Source organism: Streptococcus sp. HMSC065C01, from assembly GCF_001813525.1.
Taxonomy (GTDB): Bacteria; Bacillota; Bacilli; order Lactobacillales; family Streptococcaceae; genus Streptococcus; species Streptococcus parasanguinis_V.
In genome coordinates this window covers 1-21401 of record NZ_KV812826.1, presented here as the reverse complement: position 1 = coordinate 21401, position 21401 = coordinate 1, and the positions used below count along the sequence as shown (strand labels likewise).

The window sequence follows — 21401 nt, the reverse complement described above, 5'->3', positions numbered from 1 at the left end:
AGTAAGTTCGGTCTCATAGCTCAGCTGGATAGAGCATTCGCCTTCTAAGCGAACGGTCGCAGGTTCGAATCCTGCTGGGATCAAATGAAAGATGCAGCTTTTGCTGCATCTTTTCTTTTATGTTAAAATGTATAAATTTTCATTATCTATTAATTTTTGTATACTTTGCTATAGATTAATAGTAATGAAATGATTTATTAGGAATATTTTAAAAAAGAACTAACAATCCCTATATAGTGCAAAGTGTAGATTATATAAATTGTGTAAAATAGTTTTCATTCATGTAACAAAAACATTAAAAACATTACAATTTTACCTATTCCCTTTAATTTTAGGCTATTTTATATTATAATTTTTTGTATATAAAATTTTATTTTTTTATAATAATACTAGAGTATAATAAAATAGAAAAAACAAAGTGGGAGAGTTTGTGTGATTCAGTCATTAATCTTGTCTTTTCTCTTGGGAGGGATCATTGTTCTGACGTTTGCATTAGTGGACGAAAAAATCTATCAGGAACATCAATTTGCATTTATCTTTCTGCTGAGCACCTTTGTTCTTCTTTTTGAAAGTCTCTTAGTATTTTTAGATGTGACTTTATTTTCAAATATTCGACTCTCTGATTTAAATATGCTTTTATGGCCGGTTTATTTATATCCTTATTATCATTATGCCAATCGGACGAATCGCTTGTGCGCCATTTTTTATTCTTTTTTTACTTATTTAGCGGTTGAAGGAACAGCAACTTTTCTGACGATAATTGTCTCTTCAGTGTTGGGAGATGCTGTTGTAGCAGCTTACTCGATTGTCTACAATATGTGCATTCGTTTGGTCTCTTTAGGAATCATTTTGAAGTTAATTGACTTATTTGAATTTGATTTCACTCCTTTTTATGAGAAAGAATTTGAAAAATATTTAAAGAGACTCATCTGTGTTTATTTTGCTATATTTGTAGTGATTAATTTTGCTTTATGGATTAGTGAACAAGCGCAATATAAAAATTTTGGGAGCATGTTGGCAACGATTTGTTTTTTCTCTTTTGTAGTCAGCTTATTCCATATGAAAATCGAGCGAGATCAGTATCGTAAAAATTTAGAACTGGAGTATAAAGAATTTTCTGAGCAACAAATGAGTCGGTATATGGCTGAAATTCAAAGTCTCTATTCTATTGTTAGGGGATTTCGTCACGATTTGGGAAATTTAGTTATTTCTATGTCATTAGCCATTGAGGAAGAAAATATTCCAGAAATACAGAGAATCCATAGAGAAGTATTGGAAAAAGGTTATAAAGAGATCAATACAGAAGCATTATCAGGATTCAACTTGGTCAATATCAAAGATTCTGCTTTACGAAGTATTTTGATTCGAGGCTGGTTGGATGCAAGAGATGCTGGGGTAGAGATGACCTTTGAAACGAGTGAACCAATCGAGCAACTACCAGTTGATTTATTAGATATCGTGAGAATCGTTGGGATTCTAGTGACAAACGCTTTGGAAGCTTCAAAAGAAGCAGAAGAAAAGAAAGTTCATATTGCTATTTTCTCTATTTCAAAAATTGTTTACTTAGTGATTCATAATACAACAAATGAAATCACTTTTGATATTAGAAAAATATATGAAGAAGGCTATTCGACAAAAGGAGAAAATAGAGGACTAGGATTAAATAATGTGAGAAAAATCTTAGCAAATTATGGAACGATGTTTTTAGAAACAGAATTGCAAGGAAATCGTTTTTTACAAGTTTTGAAGATTGGAGGATACGAACAAGAATGAAGATTTTTTTATTAGAAGATGAGCTCTCTCAACAGATACGGGTAGAAAAACATATTGCAGAAATTGCTAAGGAATTAGAAATTAAACTTGAAGTGATTTCTACCGGTAAAATTTCGGAATTTGAAAATTATATCCAGCATTCGGATATCCACCAATTATATTTTCTAGATATTCATATCCAAGACAATGAGTATTGTGGGCTGGAAATTGCTCAAAAAATACGAGAAGCAAATCCTTATGCCATTATTGTTTTTATTACTACAAAATCAGAATTCGCTTCGATTACCTATCGTTATAAAGTATCTGCCTTAGATTTTATTGATAAAAATTTGAATGAAGATTTATTTAGATTAAAAATTAAGGAGTGTATTGAGTACCTAACGACTATTCAAATTGGAAATGATGATTTGACAGATTATTTTGAGTATGACTTTAAGGATAAAAAGATAAAAATTCCATTTAAGGATATTCTTTATATTGAAACTGTTGGTTCGGCTTATAAATTAAACTTAGTTGGGAAAAATTTTCAAAAAGAAATTGCGGGAAGTTTATCAGATGTCTTGGAGAAAGATGTGGAGGAGAGATATTTCAGTCCCCATCAATCTTTTATCGTGAATAGAAGTATGATCATTGGAATGGATAAGAAAAAGAAACAGCTACTGTTGAAAGAAGGCTATTCTTGTCCAATCTCAAGAAGCAATATCAAACGTGCCAAAAAATTAATTGAAGAGCAAAATTTAGAATTTAGTGCTTGACAATTAGTTAAATTTTGATATAATGGGATATGTTCTGTTAATGAATATATGGTCCGTTGGTCAAGGGGTTAAGACACCGCCTTTTCACGGCGGTAACACGGGTTCGAATCCCGTACGGACTATATCTCATTCCGCCATAGCTCAGTTGGTAGTAGCGCATGACTGTTAATCATGATGTCGTAGGTTCGAGTCCTACTGGCGGAGCTAGTATAGCACCCATTTGGGTGTTTTTTTGTTTTGAAAAAGGCTAGGATAATTACTATCCTAGCCTTTTATTTATAAGTGAACCGATGGTTAGATTCCTTAACTTTTTCGTCTTTTTATTTGTCTCCATTCGTAGAGGAAAAAGAGAATGATTCCAACGAAAAAGGCAATGAGTCCTTCAATGAAGCCTTGGGGAACAAATGTTAAGGTGACTGTTCCGGATCCTTTTGAAACACGAACTCCCATTAATCCTTTCTGGATGCGATGAATTTTGATAGGTTTTCCATTTTGTTTAGCTGACCAGCCTTTATCATAAGGGAGTGTAAAAATAAGGGTAGTGTCTCTATTTGCGTTATAGGCTGCTACCAATTTGTTTTTCTTTTTGTGAATAGCAACTTCTTGCTGACGAATGCTAGCGATAGCTTGTGTGTATTGGTCAAGATCCAGAGCAAAAAATTCTGGTGTATCAAAAGAGACTGTCGAATTTTCTGGAAAACTCATACGAATAGTAACTGTTTCCTCTGTGTCAAAATGGCCAATCGAAAAGAATGGAAAGGCATTATCAATGGTATAGCGTTGAGTCTGTCCATTGTAGCTGATTTCAATATCTTTCCGATCATCGTTTGAAAATTGTAAATTTGGAACATTGACATATAGTTGGCTATGGGCAGGAACCGTTACTTCATATTGAATACTTGCGTAGGATAGATGACTATCTTCTTCAATTTTTGCAGTTTGCAACGAAGATGTAGTATTTTGTGAAGTAGGCGAGAGAATATTTAATTTCTTATAAAATTTATATTTTTCATCTGTGATTTGATGGATGAATCGTGTCTGATTATCCAGTGTCAAATTCGTAAAGGAAGTATTTTTATAAGGTTTTGCTGACAGAAAGGCGATTGGTAAGGCATATTCGTTTTCTGAAAGTGAGACTCCATTTTTGGTTGCAATCTCTTTAAATCCAAATTTTTGAACAGGTTGTTGGCTTAAATTATAGCGAACACCAAATAGACTATCCATTAAAATAGAATTGTTTTGGTATCGAAGATTGAGGTTAGTTCCTTCAGATTTAAATCCTAGTTTGTCCAATGTCGAGCTAGCATCCGTATTTCGTACAGATGAAAATTGAGAAATTCCATTATAACCATACTTCATGCTATCATTGCCCGTTTGTGGCTGTAGAATCTCAGTCCGATAATTAGAGTCTGTCTTCTCTCTTACTAAGGATTGGATGGCTTTTAAGTCTCGTTCATAGGATGACCGAGAAGCAAAGACCCATTCATTCGCAATTCCTTCCATTTGATAATAACTATTCACCGATAATTCAAAGATGGAGAAAAAAAGGATCGAAAGATAGAAAAGTCTAGGCGGTATCTTTTTTAGGATAAATCCTAAACAGACCAAATAGAAAGCAATTAAAAATTCAAAAGTAACAATAAAATTGACAGCATCTAAAAATTTATAGTGACTGCTGTAAAGGACAGTTGCTCCAAATCCTAGAATAAGGAGGAAATTAGCAAGACTAAAACGAATCCAAGTGATCTCCTCTATTCGATTTAGTACTTCTCCTGCCATCAGAATAATCGTCAAAGAAAAGATCCAAGAGTATCGATGAAGAAACATATTTGGCGCGTGCATACCTTGCCAAAGGAGATCTAATAATTGAAAACGAAAACTCAAAATAAGAATGGTCAAGAGTATAAAGTAAGAAAGTTTCACGTGAAACTTGATCGACTTTACAAAGAAAAAGGTGATCGCTAATAGAAGTGGAAATAATCCCACGTAGATCATTGGAATTGATCCATATTTAGTAGTGTCAAAACTTCCAATGAAATTTTTTGCAAATACGTCAAGATACCAACTTTTTTCTGTAAAGATACTGTCAACCTTTGAAAAACTTTCTCCATGAGTGCGTAAATCTAAGAAGGTTGGATATAACATCACAAGGCTTGTTATAACTGATAAAAGAGATACAATTACAAAATGAAAGAAGCGTTTTCCAATTACTTTGATGTCCCATGACAGTTGTGTCAAGTACCATAAAATAAGAAAAATAGACATCATAAACCCAAAATAATAATTTTGGATAAACAAGCTGGTTAAGCTGATAAAGTAGAGAATCTCTCCCTCATTGTAAATGAGTTTTTTGAATCCATAAAGAATTAATGGTGCTAGGATAAAAACATCTAGCCAAGTTTTGATTTCAATTTGGCTGATAGCAAAGCTCATAAGAGCAAATGAGGTTGAAAGGGTAAGAACCAGGGATCTAGGAATTTTAGAAAACATTCCATGTAAACTAATATAAGTGCTTAACCCAATAGCTCCAAATTTAAGAAGAGTGATGAGGTAAACAGCATCCGGCATGGATTGTGCATTAAAGAAGTAGACAAGAGGAGAAAAGAAACTTCCTAGATAATAGCTACTGAGTGCATAGAAATTAATGCCTAGTCCACTTTGAAAACTGTAAAATAGGCTATCTGTCCCGTGTAAAATATTTCGAAGTGTGGTATCAAAAATGACATACTGATGATAACCATCTCCTAATAAGGGGGATGTATCACTGTTCCAGTAGATTCCTTGCGAGAGGTAAATAAAGAACATCATGATAGCTGGAATCAGGAAAGAAGATACTATAAAAAGGGATGTTTTTAGCTTTGTTTTATTCATATATTTCTACTGAAAGAGCCTGAAATCATTATTTCAGGGCTCTTTATTTTTATGATTGACTCCAAAGTTCTTTCACTTTTGCTTGAACTTCTTCATTTTCAAGAAACTCATCATAGGTTTCATCAATACGATCGATTACGCCGTTTTTTGAAAGAACGATAATATGGTTGGCGAGTGTTTGAATGAATTCGTGGTCATGGCTGGCAAAGATAATCGATTCTTTAAAATTCTTCAATCCATCATTCAAACTTGAGATAGACTCCAAATCCAAGTGATTGGTTGGATCATCTAGTACAAGAACATTTGACTTGAGGAGCATCAATTTAGACAACATGACACGAACTTTTTCTCCCCCTGACAAGACGTTGACAGACTTGTTAACTTCGTCACCCGAAAAGAGCATACGTCCTAAGAAACCACGAAGGAAAGTATTGTCATCTTCTTCTTTACTTGCAAATTGACGAAGCCAATCGAGAATACTTTCACCACCTGCAAAATCACGACTGTTGTCTTTTGGTAGATATGATCGACTAGTTGTAACTCCCCACTTGACAGTTCCTTCATATTCAATATCATCCATCAATGCACGGATCAAAGCGGTTGTTTGAATATCGTTCTGTCCGATAAGGGCGGTTTTGTCACCAGGACGTAAGATAAAGCTGATATTGTCAAGGATGGTTTCTCCATCAATCTTGACAGAAAGATTTTCAACTGTCAAGAGATCGTTACCAATTTCTCGTTCTGCCTTAAAGTTGATGAATGGGTACTTCCGACTAGATGGAACAATTTCTTCAAGTTCAATCTTGTCAAGCATTTTTTTACGCGAAGTTGCTTGTTTTGATTTTGAAGCGTTGGCTGAGAAACGTGCGACAAACTCTTGTAATTGTTTAATTTTTTCTTCAGCTTTTGCATTTCTATCTGCTTGTAATTTTGCTGCAAGTTCAGAAGATTCTTTCCAGAAATCATAGTTTCCGACGTAAAGTTTAATTTTTCCAAAGTCGAGATCCGCCATATGGGTGCAGACTTTATTCAAAAAGTGGCGGTCATGGGATACAACGATAACCGTATTTTCAAAATCAATCAGAAAATCTTCTAACCAGGTAATGGATTGAATATCCAATCCATTGGTCGGCTCATCCAAAAGAAGGACATCTGGTTTACCAAAAAGGGCTTTAGCTAAGAGAACTTTCACTTTATCCCCATTGGCTAACTCGCTCATAGTTTGATAATGAAGGTCTTCTGAAATATTTAGATTTTGAAGCAATTGAGATGCTTCACTTTCTGCTTCCCATCCACCAAGTTCGGCAAACTCACCTTCGAGTTCAGCTGCACGGACACCATCTTCATCAGAGAAATCTTCTTTCATGTAGATAGCATCTTTTTCTTTCATAATGTTGTAGAGCTTTTCATTTCCCATAATGACAACATCGATGACCCGCTCATCTTCGTAGTCAAAGTGATTTTGACGCAAAACAGACAAACGTTCATCAGGGCCAAGAGAAATATGACCGGTTGTTGGTTCAATATCTCCAGCTAAAATTTTTAAAAAGGTTGACTTTCCAGCACCGTTGGCACCGATGAGACCGTATGTATTTCCTTCTGTAAAGTTGATATTGACATCGTCAAACAATTTTCGATCACTAAAACGTAGTGAGACGTCTGATACTGTAAGCAATGATTTTCTCCTCTTTCTATAATGTCTTCATTTTACTAGAAAATAGGGGAAAATTCAACTTTTTTACTGTCAATTTGTTTTTACAATGATGTAAACGAAATTGACAGTTCAGTAAAGTGTTAATTCCTTATAAACATAGAGGATAGACTAACATTTTCAACTAGAAAGTGCTATAATGATAGGGATAACGATTAAGGAGAAGAGTATGACAAAACCCATCATTTTGACAGGAGATAGACCGACAGGAAAACTCCATATTGGCCACTATGTAGGTTCTTTAAAAAATCGCGTCTTGCTACAAAATAAAGATGAGTATAATATGTTTGTTTTTTTGGCAGACCAGCAAGCTTTGACGGATCATGCGAAAGATCCAAAAACGATTGTAGAATCTATTGGTAATGTTGCTTTGGATTATCTGGCAGCTGGACTAGATCCTGAAAAAGTTACGATTTTCATTCAAAGTCAGATTCCTGAATTAGCAGAATTGACTATGTATTACATGAATCTTGTATCTTTGGCTCGACTTGAAAGAAACCCAACTGTAAAAACTGAGATTTCTCAAAAAGGTTTTGGTGAAAGTATTCCAACAGGATTTTTGGTATACCCTATTTCACAAGCAGCCGATATCACAGCATTTAAAGCGAATTTTGTTCCAGTAGGAAATGATCAAAAGCCAATGATTGAACAAACTCGTGAGATTGTTCGTTCCTTTAATCATGCTTACAACACAGATACTTTGGTGGAACCGGAAGGGATTTATCCTGAAAACGAAGCAGCAGGGCGCTTACCTGGTTTAGACGGAAATGCTAAAATGTCTAAATCGTTGAATAATGGCATTTACCTAGCTGATGATGCAGATACTTTAAAGAAAAAAGTGATGAGTATGTATACTGATCCTGATCATATTAAAGTAGAGGATCCAGGAAAAATCGAAGGCAATATGGTATTTCATTACCTGGATGTATTTGGCCGTCCAGAAGATGTAGCTGAAATTGCAGAAATGAAAGAACATTATCAACGTGGTGGACTTGGTGATGTAAAGACCAAACGATATCTTTTAGAAATTTTAGATCGTGAATTAAGACCAATTCGTGAAAGACGACTTGAGTTTGCAAAGGATATGGGTGAGGTCTACTCTATTCTTGAAAAAGGAAGTGAGCGCGCTCGAAATGTAGCAGCTCAAACACTGGATGAAGTAAAATCTGCGATGGGAATTACCTATTTTAAAAAATAAAACGACTTCATTAAAAGCGAACATTTCTTACTGTTCATTGATAATTTACCAATAAATGATTGACAAATTGCCATAGAATGGTATGATATTAACAATAAAAATTCGAGCCTTGCTCAAATAAAAAGAAAAGAGGATCCAGCTAATGTCTAATTGGGACACAAAGTTTTTAAAAAAAGGGTTTACATTCGATGACGTGCTTTTGATTCCAGCAGAAAGTCACGTATTGCCTAATGATGCAGATTTAAGTACACAATTAGCAAGTAATTTACGCTTGAATATCCCAATCATTACTGCTGCTATGGATACGGTGACTGAAAGTCAAATGGCAATTGCTATGGCACGTGCTGGTGGACTTGGTGTGATCCATAAAAACATGTCAATTGAGCAACAGGCAGATGAAGTACGCAAAGTAAAACGTTCTGAAAATGGGGTTATTATTGATCCGTTCTATTTGACTCCGTCTCATACAATTGCAGAAGCAGATGAGTTGATGGGACGATACCGAATCAGTGGTGTTCCTGTTGTTGAAACACTTGAAAATCGTAAATTAGTTGGTATCCTTACAAACCGGGATTTGCGTTTTATTTCTGATTACAATCAACCCATTTCAAATCATATGACGAGTGAAAATTTGGTGACTGCACCGGTTGGAACTGATTTGGAAACAGCTGAACGCATTCTACAAGAGCACCGTATTGAAAAATTACCATTGGTAGATGAAAATGGTCGTCTTTCTGGCTTGATTACAATCAAAGATATTGAAAAAGTTATTGAGTTCCCAAATGCGGCTAAGGATGAATTTGGTCGTTTGCTTGTGGCTGGTGCCGTAGGGGTTACTTCAGATACTTTTGAACGTGCAGAAGCTCTTTTTGAAGCTGGTGCAGACGCAATTGTCATCGATACTGCTCATGGACATTCTGCGGGTGTTCTTCGTAAGATTGCAGAAATTCGTGCCCACTTCCCAGATCGTACCTTGATTGCAGGAAATATTGCAACCGCTGAAGGTGCTCGTGCATTATTTGATGCAGGGGTAGACGTAGTTAAAGTCGGAATTGGTCCAGGATCAATCTGTACAACTCGTGTTGTTGCAGGGGTTGGTGTTCCTCAAGTGACTGCTATTTATGACGCAGCCGCTGTAGCTCGTGAATATGGAAAAACGATCATTGCTGATGGTGGTATCAAGTATTCAGGAGATATTGTCAAAGCACTAGCAGCTGGTGGAAACGCGGTTATGCTTGGCTCAATGCTTGCAGGTACAGATGAAGCACCAGGTGAAACAGAAATCTTCCAAGGTCGTAAATTTAAAACATACCGTGGTATGGGATCTATTGCAGCAATGAAGAAAGGTTCTAGCGACCGTTACTTCCAAGGATCTGTCAATGAAGCCAATAAATTGGTCCCTGAAGGAATTGAAGGACGCGTTGCTTATAAAGGTTCTGTAGCAGATATGGTCTTCCAAATGATCGGTGGTATTCGTTCAGGTATGGGTTATGTTGGTGCAGCAACCATTCAAGATTTACATGATCATGCACAATTCGTTGAAATGAGTGGTGCCGGATTGAAAGAAAGCCATCCTCATGATGTGCAAATCACAAACGAGGCTCCTAACTACTCAGCACAATAAATTTACACATTTGTAAATAAAAACAACAGCATCTTGACAATATTGTCAAGATGCTGTTTTGATATGACCAGCTTGAACAGTGAAAATTTTCAACTCTTCAGGCAGTTCTTTTAAATGATCGAGAGTGGTCGTTGTAATAAATGTTTGAATATTATTAGAGATAGTTTCAAGTAGTTGAAGTTGACGATAATTGTCAAGTTCGCTCATGACATCGTCAAGTAATAAAATAGGCTTTTCTCTTGTGATTTCTTCCATCAATTCGATTTCTGCTAATTTTAGAGAGAGAACAACACTTCGATGCTGGCCTTGACTACCAAAGGTAGCATTCATATTATTGATAAAAAATGCCAAATCATCCCTGTGAGGCCCAATACTTGTTGTTTTCCTAAAAATATCCTTCTGACGGTTTTTTTCCAACATAGAGAGAAACTGCTCTTCTATATCATTTCCTTCTTCAGAAAAAACAGTTGACTGATATTGAATCGATAGGTCTTCTTTGTTGTCAGAAAGTCGAGTGTGTTTTTCTTTTGCTTTAGCTTCTAATTTTTTAATAAACTCAAGCCGATGATGGATGACGCGACTTCCAAAACTAGCTAGTTGTGAATCTAAGACCTCCAAAAATGTAGCATCAATTTTTTCCGAATTTTTTAGATAACTGTTTCTTTGTTTCAGTACATGGTTGTATTGAGATAAGTCGGATAAATAGAGAGGTTTCATCTGACCTAATTCAATGTCAATAAACTTTCGACGCCCTGCAGGTGATCCTTTGATCAGTTGCAAATCTTCGGGTGCAAAAAGGACAACATTCATATGGCCAATATAGTTCGATAATTTGGCTTGTTTCAAATGATTTACCTTAGTTATCCGACCTTTTGATGTCAAGGAAATTTCTAATGGAAGGGGACCAGTTTCTCTTTGTAATTGACCAGACACTTTAAAATCGGTGGATTCAAAATAGATGAGATCTCTATCATTTCGTGTTCGATGACTTCTGGTTAAAGCTAGAAAATAAATTGATTCGAGAATATTGGTCTTTCCTTGAGCATTTTGACCTAGGAAAATATTTAATCCAGGATGAAACTCGACTTCAAGTTCTTGATAATTACGAAAATGTTGAATGGATAACTGTTTTAACCACATTAGGAGATACCAGGAAAGCGAATTGCTTTTTCTTTTTTGTTAGTCTTTGTCGGTTGTTTCTTTTGTTGTTGATTGAGTTGCTTGACAAGTTTAGCAACACGTTCCTTTTCTTCCTTGTCTTTAAGATGCTCTTCTATTTCTTCTTGAGAAGGTTCAAGAATGGTGATAGTAACGCTCAGTTCAGGAATGTCAATTTGATCATTGACACGAAGTTTACGGCCTCTCCGTTGTTCTAATTCACCATTAACAAAGACTTCTTTTTCTTGAAGAAAGACTTTGATTGCACCACCACTCTGTATAATACCGAGTTCTTTTAAGATTGCTTGTAATGTAATAAAATCATCAAATAATTTGTAATTCATAGTTCACCTCTTTGCGTGTTATTATACCATATTTTTAGTTTTTCTAGGGTAGAGAATGTTGAGTGATTTGAGGAGCTTTTTCACAGTTTGAATTAGGATTTTAGTGTGATTTCGTGTTATAATGAAAGTTACTATTGAGTAGAACGAGGATGAAAATGGAATTAGTAAAGGGCGTGAATCTTCACTTTCTTCAATCAAAAAAATTTAAAACCAATAAAATTAAGGTCCGTTTTTCATCGCCATTAGATGAAAATACCGTGGCTGCGCGTGTTTTAGTAGCCTGTATGATGGAAACTGCAAATCAAAAATATCCAACTTCACAATTATTCCGTGAAAAATTAGCGAGTCTATACGGGGTAGAATTGTCAACCTCAGTCTCTAAGAGGGGTCGTGTTCATTATGTTGATTTGAATATTTCCTTTGTGCGCGATGACTTTTTGAGCAAGAAAAATGTTCTTACTGATGAGGTTTTGGACATTATAGAAACTATCTTCTTTTCACCTTTGGTAGTAGAAGATCACTTTGACAGTGATACATTTGACGTTGAAAAGAAAAATACGATTTCCGATTTGGAGTCGGAAATTGAAGAGCCTTATTATTATGCACATGGGCAATTGAATCAACTATTTTTTGAAGACGAAACAATCGGGATGTCAAGATTGGGGAAAGTTGATTTAGTGAGACAAGAAACAGCCCAAAGTTCTCTTGAACAGTTTCATCAGATGCTCCAATTAGATAACATTGACTTCTTTTTCATAGGTGACTTTAATGAGGTCGCTATTGTGGATCGAGTGAACCAGTTTGAATTCAAGCCACGTGATAACAATTTGTCTGTCACTTATCAACAACCTTTTACAAATGTTGTAAGAGAAAAGTTAGAGCAAAAACAAAACCAACAATCTATTTTAGAATTAGGTTATCATTTTTCTACCCAGTATGGAGAATCTCTCCATATCCCTCTAGTTGTATTAAATGGGATGCTGGGAGCTTTCTCGCATTCGAGACTTTTTCAAATAATACGTGAGAAAGAAGGCCTTGCTTATACTATCTCAAGCCATTTTGATATTTTTACAGGCTTCATGAGAGTTTTTGCAGGCATTGATAAGGAATCTCGTACCAAAGTAATGACCTTGATTATGAGACAGTTGAATGATTTAAAAAGAGGCAAGTTTACAGAGTCAGAGCTTCAATTGACAAAAGAAATGTTGGTGAATACGACCTTATTAGCACAGGATCGGCAAAATACCTTGATTGAAAGGGAATATTTGAAAACGATCCTAGGAACGAAAGTTCTTTCTCTAGAAGAGTGGTTAGAATCTATCGATAAGGTTAGTAGAGAAGAAATTATTGAAGTAGCAAAAACAATTAATTTACAGTCTGTTTATTTTATGGAAGGAAAGTAGTGTAAAGATTGAAAATTAAAGAAAAATATTATGAATCGGTTGGTGAGCAAGTTTACTTTACACGCTTGTCAAATGGGTTGACTATTCATTTAATTCCCAAAGAAGATTATTATGAAACCTATGGAATAATCACAACTAAGTTTGGCTCAGTGGATACACGAATTCTAGTGAATGGTGATGAAAGGCAATATCCTGCAGGAATTGCACATTTTCTAGAACACAAAGTGTTTGAAGATGAAAATGGTCAAGATTATTTAAAAAAATTCGTTCATTTAGGATCGGAAAGTAATGCCTTTACAAGCTTTACAAAGACAAGTTATCTTTTCTCAACAACTTCAAAAGTCCCTGAAAATATTCAATTGTTATTGGAGATGGTTTCAAATGTTTCCTTTACAGAAAAATCTGTATCTAAGGAAAGAGAAATCATTCAACAAGAAATTGGAATGTACCAAGATAGTCCAGACTATCGATTATTTTTTGGTGCTTTAGAAAATTTATATCCTGGAACACCGTTAGCAGATGATATTGCTGGAACTAGGGAGTCTATTTCTGACATTACAATAGATAATCTCCGTGAAAACTTTGATCTATTCTATCATCCCTCTCAAATGCATTTATTAGTGATCGGAAACTTTGATGTTGATGAAGTATTGCAAGTAGTAAAGAAATATGATCTGACTTCTCCTCGTCCTTCTGTGGAGTTAGAACGTTTTCCTGTAGAAAAAAATGAAGTAAGATTGAATCAATCTTGTAGAATGGAAGTTGCTACTCCTAAGTTGGCAATTGGAATTCGAGGAAATGATATCATTAAGGAAGAGGAAAAATTTCGTTATAAATTGATGTTGAAATTACTGTTTTCGATGATGTTTGGTTGGACTTCGCAACGGTTTCAAAGTTTATATGAAGCTGGGAAGATTGACAACTCATTGACACTTGAAGTCGAGGTTGAGGAATTATTTCATTTCGTTATTTTGACAATGGATACTCAAGAACCGGTGTCCTTATCTCATCAATTTAGATCAGCGATCAAACAATTTGAGAAGGATCCAGATGTGAATCAAGAACATTTGGATACGATTAAAAGCGAAATGTTTGGTGATTTCTTACAAGGTTTAAATTCGCTTGAGTATAGTGCCACTCAGTTTGAATATTTTTCAGACGGTAGCACTTCTTATGATCTTCCAAAGATTTTACAAGGTATTAGTTTACAAGATATCATCAAATTAGGGCGTCAGTTCATCGACCAGGCTGAGATGGTTGACTATATGATTTTTCAAAAGTAGTAAACAATGTATCAAGAAGGGAAAACATGAAGAAGAGAACGATTGGTCAAGTGTTAAGACTGTCAAGAGTAAATTTACACTTAAGTTTACAGGATGTGTCAAATAAGACAGCTATTGAAATTCCTTATATAGAAGCGTTGGAAAACGATGAGTTTGATCTATTACCGAGTCCCTTTTACGCTCAGATCTATCTTAAAAAGTTAGCATGGGCTTTGGGATTAGATGAGTCCATCCTATTGACAGCTTTTCGTGAAGGAAAAGAATTGTTATTTGATGAAGAAATACTTGTAGATGACGAAGAGCTTCATTCAAGAAAATTAAGACAGAAAGCGAGCTGGTTACCAATCCTGTATTATCTACTAGTTAGTTTTGTCATCCTTGGCTTTGTGATTTATATCGTATATTTTTATGAGTTTACAGCATCTGTAAAATAGATGTAAAGATAGTTTATTTTTTGGAGGAAGTATGAAAAAAGAAAATATTCCTAATGCATTGACATTAATTCGGGTTGTGATGATTCCTATTTTTATTGCCATTTTAAGTTTAAGTCACTCTTACTTAGGACATATTGTAGCGGCAGTTATTTTTGCAATTGCTAGTATTACAGATTATTTAGATGGCTTTCTTGCACGAAAATGGAATGTAGTTAGTAATTTTGGTAAATTTGCGGATCCAATGGCAGATAAATTATTGGTCATGTCAGCTTTTATCATGATGATTGAATTAAAAATGGTTCCTGCTTGGATTGCAGCCGTTATCATTTGTCGTGAGTTAGCTGTTACTGGTTTGCGTCTTCTACTTGTTGAGACAGGTGGTACAGTTCTTGCTGCAGCCATGCCAGGAAAAATTAAAACCTTTAGCCAAATGTTTGCCATTATCTTTTTGCTTTGCCATTGGACACTTCCAGGGCAAGTGTTGCTTTATATTGCATTGATTTTCACAATTTATTCTGGTTACGACTACTTTAAGGGAAGTAGCTATCTCTTTAAAGACACATTTAAATAAATGAAACAGATGATTGAGCTAAAAAATGTATCCTTTCGATACGATAAAACAGTAGAAGAGTATCAAATTGACACGGTTTCGTTTCACGTGAAACAAGGAGAGTGGCTTTCGATTGTTGGACACAATGGTAGTGGGAAATCTACAGTTGTACGCCTGATTGATGGCCTTTTGGAAGCTGAGTCTGGTGAGATTTACGTTGATGGAAAACAACTGACTCGTGAAACTATATGGGAAATCCGTAGTAAAATTGGGATTGTATTTCAGAACCCTGACAACCAATTTGTTGGTGCGACAGTAGAAGATGATGTTGCCTTTGGTTTAGAAAATCAAGGAATTCCACGGGAAGAAATGCTTCAACGTGTGGAGAAAGCTATTGAGCAAGTCGGTATGCTGGAGTATAAAGATCGCGAACCATCTCGTTTGTCAGGTGGTCAAAAGCAACGAGTGGCCATAGCGGGTATTATCGCCTTGAGACCAACTATTATTATCCTTGATGAAGCAACTAGTATGTTAGATCCAGAAGGCAGAGAGGATCTAATGGCGGTAATGAGAGAACTTCAGAAAAAATTTCAATTAACAATTATCTCCATTACCCATGATTTAACCGAAATTGCCTTAAGTGATCGAACGCTCGTGTTTCAAAAAGGAAAACTAGAGTCTTCTATGACGCCGCGGGAATTGTTTTCAAGAAATGACCTCAATGAGATTGGACTAGATAAGCCGTTTAGTAAGCAGGTTCAAGAATCTCTCAGCTCGCATTTTCCGCTAAAACAGGATTATCTAACAGAAAGTGAGTTATTAGACCAACTATGGGAATCTCTTTAAAGAATGTCTATTATACTTATCAAGAGGGAAGTCCTTTTGAAGGGCAGGCGCTTTCTGATATTAGTTTGGAAATAAAAGATGGATCTTATACAGCCATTATCGGGCATACTGGTAGTGGCAAGTCTACTTTGTTGCAATTACTAAATGGTTTACTGCGTCCGACTAAAGGAACGATTCAATTTGAAGATTTTGTTTTAGATAATCATTCTGAGCCAAAAGAAATGAAGTACCTGAGAAAAAAAGTCGGTTTGGTTTTTCAATTTCCAGAAAGTCAGCTATTTGCGGAAACTGTTCTAGCTGATGTAGCCTTTGGACCACAAAATTTTGGGGTACCTAAGGATAAAGCGGAGGAAATAGCCAAAGAAAAATTAGCGATCGTTGGTTTAGAAGAGTCTATCTATGATAAAAGTCCATTTGAACTATCTGGTGGACAGATGAGACGGGTTGCGATCGCGGGTATTTTAGCTATCGAACCAGAGATTTTAGTATTGGACGAGCCGACAGCAGGGCTAGATCCTGCTGGAAGAAAGGAATTGATGGCGCTGTTTGAGACATTACATAAAAATGGGATGACCCTAGTTCTGGTAACTCATACGATGGATGATGTAGCAAATTTTGCTGATACCGTATTTGCTTTAGAAGCGGGAAAACTTGTCCTAAACGGATCCCCAAGGGAAGTGTTTCAACAGGTTGAGTATTTACAAAAACTTCAATTAGGAGTCCCTCAAATTACGAATTTTGCGCTTCATTTGAAACGAAGAGGACTTCCTCTGGACAGACTACCAATCAAAATTGAGGAACTAAAGGAGCTGTTACTTCATGAATAATATGATTTTAGGAAGGTATATTCCTGGGAACTCCATTATCCACCAGCTAGATCCTCGTGGGAAGTTGCTCTCAATGTTTTTATTCATATTTCTTCTGTTTTGGGCAAATAATATCCAGACAAATGTTCTTCTCTTTGGTTTTATTTTTGTTTTAATGTATCTAACGAAGATTTCGGTTAGTTTTTATATTAAAGGCTTAAAATCAATGATTTTTATCATTGCTTTTACAACTATTTTTCAATTATTTGCGACTTCTCAAGGAACTATTTTGTATCAATGGTGGTTTTTTAAATTAACCGACCAAGGATTGATGCAAGCCGCCATCATATTTTGTAGATTTATTTTAATTATTTTTTATTCGACGATTTTAACCGTGACGACGACACCATTGAGTTTAGCAGATGCTGTTGAAAAGATCCTTACCCCACTAAAAATTATTAAGGTTCCGGCTCATGAGATTGGGTTAATGCTATCTATGAGTTTGCGCTTTGTTCCAACCTTAGTAGATGATACGAATCGAATCATGAATGCGCAAAGGGCACGTGGTGTTGATTTTGGTGAGGGAAATCTATTAAAAAGGATCCGTTCCTTTATTCCGATCCTCATTCCTCTATTTGCTTCTAGTTTTAAACGCGCAGATGCATTAGCAATTGCGATGGAAGCGAGAGGGTACAAAGGCGGTGAGGGACGAACACGCTATCGGACTCTGCAGTGGGGAGTAAAAGATACCCTGGCATTGCTCGTTATTCTGTGCCTCATGTTGATAGTTTTTTATCTAAAAAATGGATAGAGCTAGTTGTATTGGTTCAAAAATAAGGAAAAAGCGCTATACAAAGCGCTTTTTACATTAAATTCACATATTCTTGTAACATTTGTAATATATTCTACAATAAACTGTAACATTTTGTGTGTATGATAGAATTATGTTCGAAAGGAGAATAGAATTCATGAACAGTAAAAAGTTCCAATGGACAGTCACTTCCCTACTTTCAGCAGCATCACTTTTCATTTCAGGTATTGCTACAGTGAATGCTGAAACTTACGAAGTGAAGTCTGGAGATACTCTATCAAAAATTGCACTAGAAAATAACACTTCAGTAGAAAATATTATTGCATCTAACAATCTGACCAATGAAGATTTGATCTATGCAGGACAAATTATTGAGTTAGGTGAGCGTTCAAAATCTATGATTGATAAAGTTGCTCCACAAGAGCAAGCAAAACCTGCTGAAAGTGCACCTACAGCAGCACAAACTGCTCAAAAACAAACAACTTATGCAGCAAATGCTGCAGTGACTTCTGCACAATCAACAAATGGTGGAATTGTTCTATCAAATGGGAATACTGCTGGAGAACAAGGATCTTATGCGGCTGCTCGTATGGCTGAAATGACGGGTGTACCTGCTTCTACTTGGGAAGCAATTATTGCCCGTGAATCAAATGGTCAAGTAAATGCAGCAAATGCTTCTGGTGCTAGTGGGTTGTTCCAAACAATGCCAGGTTGGGGTTCAACTGCAACAGTTGATGATCAAATCCAGTCTGCATACAATGCATATAGCTCACAAGGTTTATCAGCTTGGGGTTATTAAAAAAATAGGTTTACAATTTGTAAACCTATTTTTTTAATATCTCAAGAATGTCAAGTGGAGAATGACAAATAAAATCTGGTGAGTAAAGAAGTAGCTCTTCAAGATCTCCAAATCCCCAAGAGACTGCCATAGTTTTTATTCCAATTGTTTGACCTCCAATGAGGTCAAATTTTGTGTCTCCAATAATCACTGTCTCCTCTTTTGGAAGGTCATTGATTGACAAGGCGTATCGAATGACATCGGCTTTGTGGATACGATCTGAATTTGATCCATAAATTCCTTTAAAGTATTTATCGATACCTAAATCTTGACACATCTGTAAAGCAACTGGTTCATGTTTTGAAGTAGTTACATAAAGAGGAATGTTTTCGTCTTGTAATGCTTTCAAAGCTTCAACTATTTGAGGAAATAGAGTTGATTTGTATTGCCCTTTTTCATGATAATACTGGCGATAGATAGTCACTGCTTGATCTACCAAAGCTTCAGGAAGAGTAGCTTCAAAACTAGAAATCAAAGGTGGTCCCATAAAACTACGGATGGTTTTGAGATCGGGTTGAGGAACCTTCAAAGTATCGAATGTATGTTGAAAGCTCTCTGTAATTCCCTTGGAACTGTCAACTAATGTTCCATCTAAGTCAAAAAATAAGGCTTGCATATTATTCCCCAAATATCTCTTTTTGTAATCTACGTCCGGTTGGTGTTGCTGCCAATCCTCCTTCAGCTGTTTCTCTAAAGGCAGTTGGAAGACTAGAACCAACTTGGTACATGGCGTCAATAACTTCATCAACAGGTATTTTTGATTCAATGCCTGCTAAGGCCATATCAGCAGCAATAAAGGCATAGCTGGCTCCCATTGCGTTCCGTTTGACACACGGAACTTCCACGAGTCCTGCCACTGGATCACAAATGAGCCCAAGCATGTTTTTGATGACAAAACAGACTGCCTGACTCGCTTGATAAGGAGTTCCCCCAGCAGCTAGTGTCAATGCTGCCGCACTCATAGCTGAAGCAGAACCAACTTCTGCTTGACAACCACCTTCTGCACCTGAAATAGAAGCATTATTGGCGATGACTAAACCAAAAGCCCCAGCTGTCAGTAAAAAATCTAATTGTTGCTGACGGTTTAACCCTAATTTTTGGGTTGCTGCAGTGAGAACTGCGGGAAGGCAGCCAGCAGATCCTGCAGTGGGTGTTGCACAGACCAGTCCCATTTTAGCATTGTGTTCGTTGACAGCAATAGCATTCTTCGCTGCGGTTAGGACGGTCAAGTCAGATAACGTTTTTCCTGATTTGATATAGCGATCTAATTTTGCGGCATCCCCACCGGTTAACCCACTACGAGAGTGGTTTTCATTTAACCCTAACTTTACAGAATCAATCATCACTTCTAAATTACGGGTCATTAATCGTAGGACTTCTTCTCGTTCACGACCAGTTAGTTCAAATTCAGTTGCAATCATTAACTCTGCGACGTTTCCTTCGTATTGTGTGCTTGCTTGTTCTACGAGGTCTACAATTGAATAAAACATATGAACTCCTTATTTGAAAAAGTTGACATTATGAAGATGAGGAATTTTACGGATATCTTCGATCGCTGCTTCACAACTCCTTGAGTCAACTTCTATAATCATAATCGCTTTTTCTCCAGCTTTTTCCCGTGTTACATTCATTTGTGCAATATTAATATCATAGCGAGAAAGAGCTTCTGTGACATGGGCGATCATCCCAGGGACGTCCTGGTGAACAATGATAATGGTTGGAGTATTCATATTTAGCGAGATGGCAAAGCCATTTAACTCAGTAACCTGTATGTTCCCACCACCAATTGAGATTCCAGTGACAGAAATCGTTTTATGATCATTTTTAACAGTAATGGTTGTTGTGTTTGGGTGAGGAGCATTGCTCTCTTTTTGAATAGACCAAACAATCCGAATGCCTCGTTCATGTGCAATTTTTAGACTATCTGGGATTCTAGGATCATCTGTGTCCATTCCTAAGATGCCTGCTACTAAGGCTAAATCTGTTCCATGACCACGATAGGTTTTAGCGAAGGAATTAAATAATTGGAACTCAACTTCTTTTGGCTCCTCTCCAAAGATAGAAGAAACAATTTTACCAATTCGAACAGCACCTGCAGTGTGACTACTGGATGGGCCGATCATCACAGGTCCAATAATATCAAAAACTGATTGGAATTTTAAAGAGTTCATGCTCTGCTCCTTTGTGATCACTTTACTTCATTATATCAGATATGGCTGATGATTTCTTCTATTTTTCCCGAAATATCTGAGAAATCTTAAAGGGAGCTTAAAGCATTTATATTATCCTGGATTTTTAGTATTTCTAACATCTGACTGAAATATTTGACACATTATTTCAATAAATATGAAATATTTCTTGTGTAGTATAGAGGTATACTAATAAAGGAGTATATAATAATGAATAAAAAACAAATGATGAAACGAATTATTGGACTTAGTTTACTTGCAGGACTTTTCCTTCCAATTGTAGCGAATGCAGATTCTTATACTGTAAAATCAGGTGATACTCTATCAGCTATTGCTAAAGAGAAGAACACAACGGTTGATGCAATTGCTAAGAAAAATAAGATTAGTAACGTGAACCTTATCTCAGTTGGTCAAGTTCTTGAGATTGAAGATGCAAATACAACGCAGAAAACTACGGAGCAAGCTCCTGCTAGTAAAGCTGATACTACACAAGCAACAACTACTGTCTCTGCTTCAGATGGTTTGAATGCGGAAGATGCAGCTGCTAAGGAATGGATTGCCCAAAAAGAGTCAAGTGGTAGTTATACAGCACAAAATGGCCAATATTATGGTCGTTACCAATTGACTATCACTTATTTGAATGGTGATTTATCACCTGCAAACCAAGAAAAAGTAGCCAATCAATATGTTGTCAACCGTTATGGATCATGGTCAGCAGCTAAAAATTTCTGGTTGGCAAATGGCTGGTATTAAATTCGTTTAAAAAGAGTTCTTGAATGAACCGCACCCCAAAAGTTAGACAGAAAA

At 36.1% G+C, this 21401-nt stretch carries 20 protein-coding genes and 3 tRNA genes; 16 read left to right on the top strand and 7 right to left on the bottom strand.

Annotation, left to right across the window (positions count from 1 at the left end):
- The first annotated feature begins 9 nt into the window (after positions 1–9).
- The 5 genes from HMPREF2918_RS00370 (at position 10) to HMPREF2918_RS00350 (ending at position 2732) form a co-directional block, all read left to right on the top strand.
- Positions 10–83, top strand: a tRNA-Arg gene (locus HMPREF2918_RS00370).
- Positions 84–432: 349 nt separating this feature from the next.
- Positions 433–1773: a sensor histidine kinase gene (locus HMPREF2918_RS00365; RefSeq protein ID WP_070594304.1), complete on the top strand. Its 1341-nt coding sequence runs from the start codon at positions 433–435 to the stop codon at positions 1771–1773.
- The gene (locus HMPREF2918_RS00360) at positions 1770–2528 is read left to right on the top strand and encodes a response regulator transcription factor (RefSeq protein ID WP_003009229.1); all 759 of its coding nucleotides are present in this window, start codon (positions 1770–1772) and stop codon (positions 2526–2528) included. The genes HMPREF2918_RS00365 and HMPREF2918_RS00360 overlap by 4 nt, the downstream gene beginning before the upstream one ends.
- Before the next feature lie 50 nt (positions 2529–2578).
- A tRNA-Glu gene (locus HMPREF2918_RS00355) sits at positions 2579–2650 on the top strand.
- An 8-nt stretch (positions 2651–2658) separates the two neighbouring features.
- Positions 2659–2732 (top strand) — tRNA-Asn (locus tag HMPREF2918_RS00350).
- Between the two features lie 99 nt (positions 2733–2831).
- On the opposite strand, the gene HMPREF2918_RS00345 is transcribed toward HMPREF2918_RS00350, so the two are convergent.
- Positions 2832–5399, bottom strand: a complete 2568-nt coding sequence (locus HMPREF2918_RS00345; protein WP_070594302.1) for a YfhO family protein — start codon at positions 5397–5399, stop codon at positions 2832–2834.
- Positions 5400–5448: 49 nt separating this feature from the next.
- Entirely contained in the window at positions 5449–7074 is a 1626-nt protein-coding gene (locus tag HMPREF2918_RS00340) for an ATP-binding cassette domain-containing protein (RefSeq protein WP_049486042.1), read from the bottom strand.
- Positions 7075–7279: 205 nt separating this feature from the next.
- Between HMPREF2918_RS00340 and trpS the strand changes: the two genes are divergently transcribed.
- Positions 7280–8308 carry a tryptophan--tRNA ligase gene (gene trpS, locus HMPREF2918_RS00335; protein WP_049486041.1) on the top strand — a complete coding sequence of 343 codons (1029 nt, stop codon included), beginning with the start codon at positions 7280–7282 and terminating at the stop codon, positions 8306–8308.
- A gap of 142 nt (positions 8309–8450) precedes the next feature.
- Positions 8451–9932: an IMP dehydrogenase gene (guaB, locus tag HMPREF2918_RS00330; protein WP_003009220.1), complete on the top strand. Its 1482-nt coding sequence runs from the start codon at positions 8451–8453 to the stop codon at positions 9930–9932.
- A 45-nt stretch (positions 9933–9977) separates the two neighbouring features.
- On the opposite strand, the gene recF is transcribed toward guaB, so the two are convergent.
- Positions 9978–11072 (bottom strand): DNA replication/repair protein RecF, encoded by a 1095-nt coding sequence (gene recF, locus HMPREF2918_RS00325; protein WP_070594300.1) that lies wholly within the window; start codon positions 11070–11072, stop codon positions 9978–9980.
- Positions 11072–11434 carry a S4 domain-containing protein YaaA gene (yaaA, locus tag HMPREF2918_RS00320; RefSeq protein ID WP_070594298.1) on the bottom strand — a complete coding sequence of 121 codons (363 nt, stop codon included), beginning with the start codon at positions 11432–11434 and terminating at the stop codon, positions 11072–11074. Before yaaA ends, recF begins: the two co-directional genes overlap by 1 nt.
- Before the next feature lie 155 nt (positions 11435–11589).
- On the opposite strand from yaaA, the gene yfmF reads away from it, so the two are divergent.
- The 8 genes from yfmF (at position 11590) to HMPREF2918_RS00280 (ending at position 18366) form a co-directional block, all read left to right on the top strand.
- Positions 11590–12837 carry an EF-P 5-aminopentanol modification-associated protein YfmF gene (yfmF, locus tag HMPREF2918_RS00315; protein ID WP_049471798.1) on the top strand — a complete coding sequence of 416 codons (1248 nt, stop codon included), beginning with the start codon at positions 11590–11592 and terminating at the stop codon, positions 12835–12837.
- A gap of 8 nt (positions 12838–12845) precedes the next feature.
- The gene (yfmH, locus tag HMPREF2918_RS00310; protein WP_045760060.1) at positions 12846–14120 is read left to right on the top strand and encodes an EF-P 5-aminopentanol modification-associated protein YfmH; all 1275 of its coding nucleotides are present in this window, start codon (positions 12846–12848) and stop codon (positions 14118–14120) included.
- Positions 14121–14146: 26 nt separating this feature from the next.
- Positions 14147–14554 carry a helix-turn-helix domain-containing protein gene (locus HMPREF2918_RS00305; RefSeq protein WP_023919990.1) on the top strand — a complete coding sequence of 136 codons (408 nt, stop codon included), beginning with the start codon at positions 14147–14149 and terminating at the stop codon, positions 14552–14554.
- A 31-nt stretch (positions 14555–14585) separates the two neighbouring features.
- Complete coding sequence (gene pgsA / locus HMPREF2918_RS00300) at positions 14586–15125, top strand: CDP-diacylglycerol--glycerol-3-phosphate 3-phosphatidyltransferase (protein ID WP_003009208.1); 540 nt, start codon at positions 14586–14588, stop codon at positions 15123–15125.
- Complete coding sequence (locus HMPREF2918_RS00295; RefSeq protein WP_070594297.1) at positions 15126–15950, top strand: energy-coupling factor ABC transporter ATP-binding protein; 825 nt, start codon at positions 15126–15128, stop codon at positions 15948–15950.
- Positions 15935–16777, top strand: a complete 843-nt coding sequence (locus tag HMPREF2918_RS00290) for an energy-coupling factor transporter ATPase (protein ID WP_070594295.1) — start codon at positions 15935–15937, stop codon at positions 16775–16777. Before HMPREF2918_RS00295 ends, HMPREF2918_RS00290 begins: the two co-directional genes overlap by 16 nt.
- Complete coding sequence (locus tag HMPREF2918_RS00285) at positions 16770–17567, top strand: energy-coupling factor transporter transmembrane component T family protein (RefSeq protein WP_070594293.1); 798 nt, start codon at positions 16770–16772, stop codon at positions 17565–17567. Before HMPREF2918_RS00290 ends, HMPREF2918_RS00285 begins: the two co-directional genes overlap by 8 nt.
- A gap of 157 nt (positions 17568–17724) precedes the next feature.
- Entirely contained in the window at positions 17725–18366 is a 642-nt protein-coding gene (locus HMPREF2918_RS00280; protein WP_070594291.1) for a LysM peptidoglycan-binding domain-containing protein, read from the top strand.
- A gap of 25 nt (positions 18367–18391) precedes the next feature.
- Here HMPREF2918_RS00280 and HMPREF2918_RS00275 read toward each other — a convergent pair whose 3' ends face one another.
- The 3 genes from HMPREF2918_RS00275 to sdaAB are packed head-to-tail and all read right to left on the bottom strand — an operon-like array spanning position 18392 to position 20576.
- Positions 18392–19021, bottom strand: coding sequence for an HAD hydrolase-like protein (locus tag HMPREF2918_RS00275; RefSeq protein ID WP_070594289.1), 630 nt, complete (start codon positions 19019–19021; stop codon positions 18392–18394).
- 1 nt (position 19022) lies between these two features.
- Entirely contained in the window at positions 19023–19895 is an 873-nt protein-coding gene (sdaAA, locus tag HMPREF2918_RS00270; protein WP_003002222.1) for an L-serine ammonia-lyase, iron-sulfur-dependent, subunit alpha, read from the bottom strand.
- Between the two features lie 9 nt (positions 19896–19904).
- Entirely contained in the window at positions 19905–20576 is a 672-nt protein-coding gene (gene sdaAB / locus HMPREF2918_RS00265) for an L-serine ammonia-lyase, iron-sulfur-dependent subunit beta (RefSeq protein WP_003002135.1), read from the bottom strand.
- Positions 20577–20804: 228 nt separating this feature from the next.
- Between sdaAB and HMPREF2918_RS00260 the strand changes: the two genes are divergently transcribed.
- On the top strand, positions 20805–21347 hold the full coding sequence (locus tag HMPREF2918_RS00260; RefSeq protein WP_070594287.1) for an aggregation-promoting factor: 543 nt from the start codon (positions 20805–20807) through the stop codon (positions 21345–21347).
- The last annotated feature ends 54 nt before the right edge of the window (positions 21348–21401 follow it).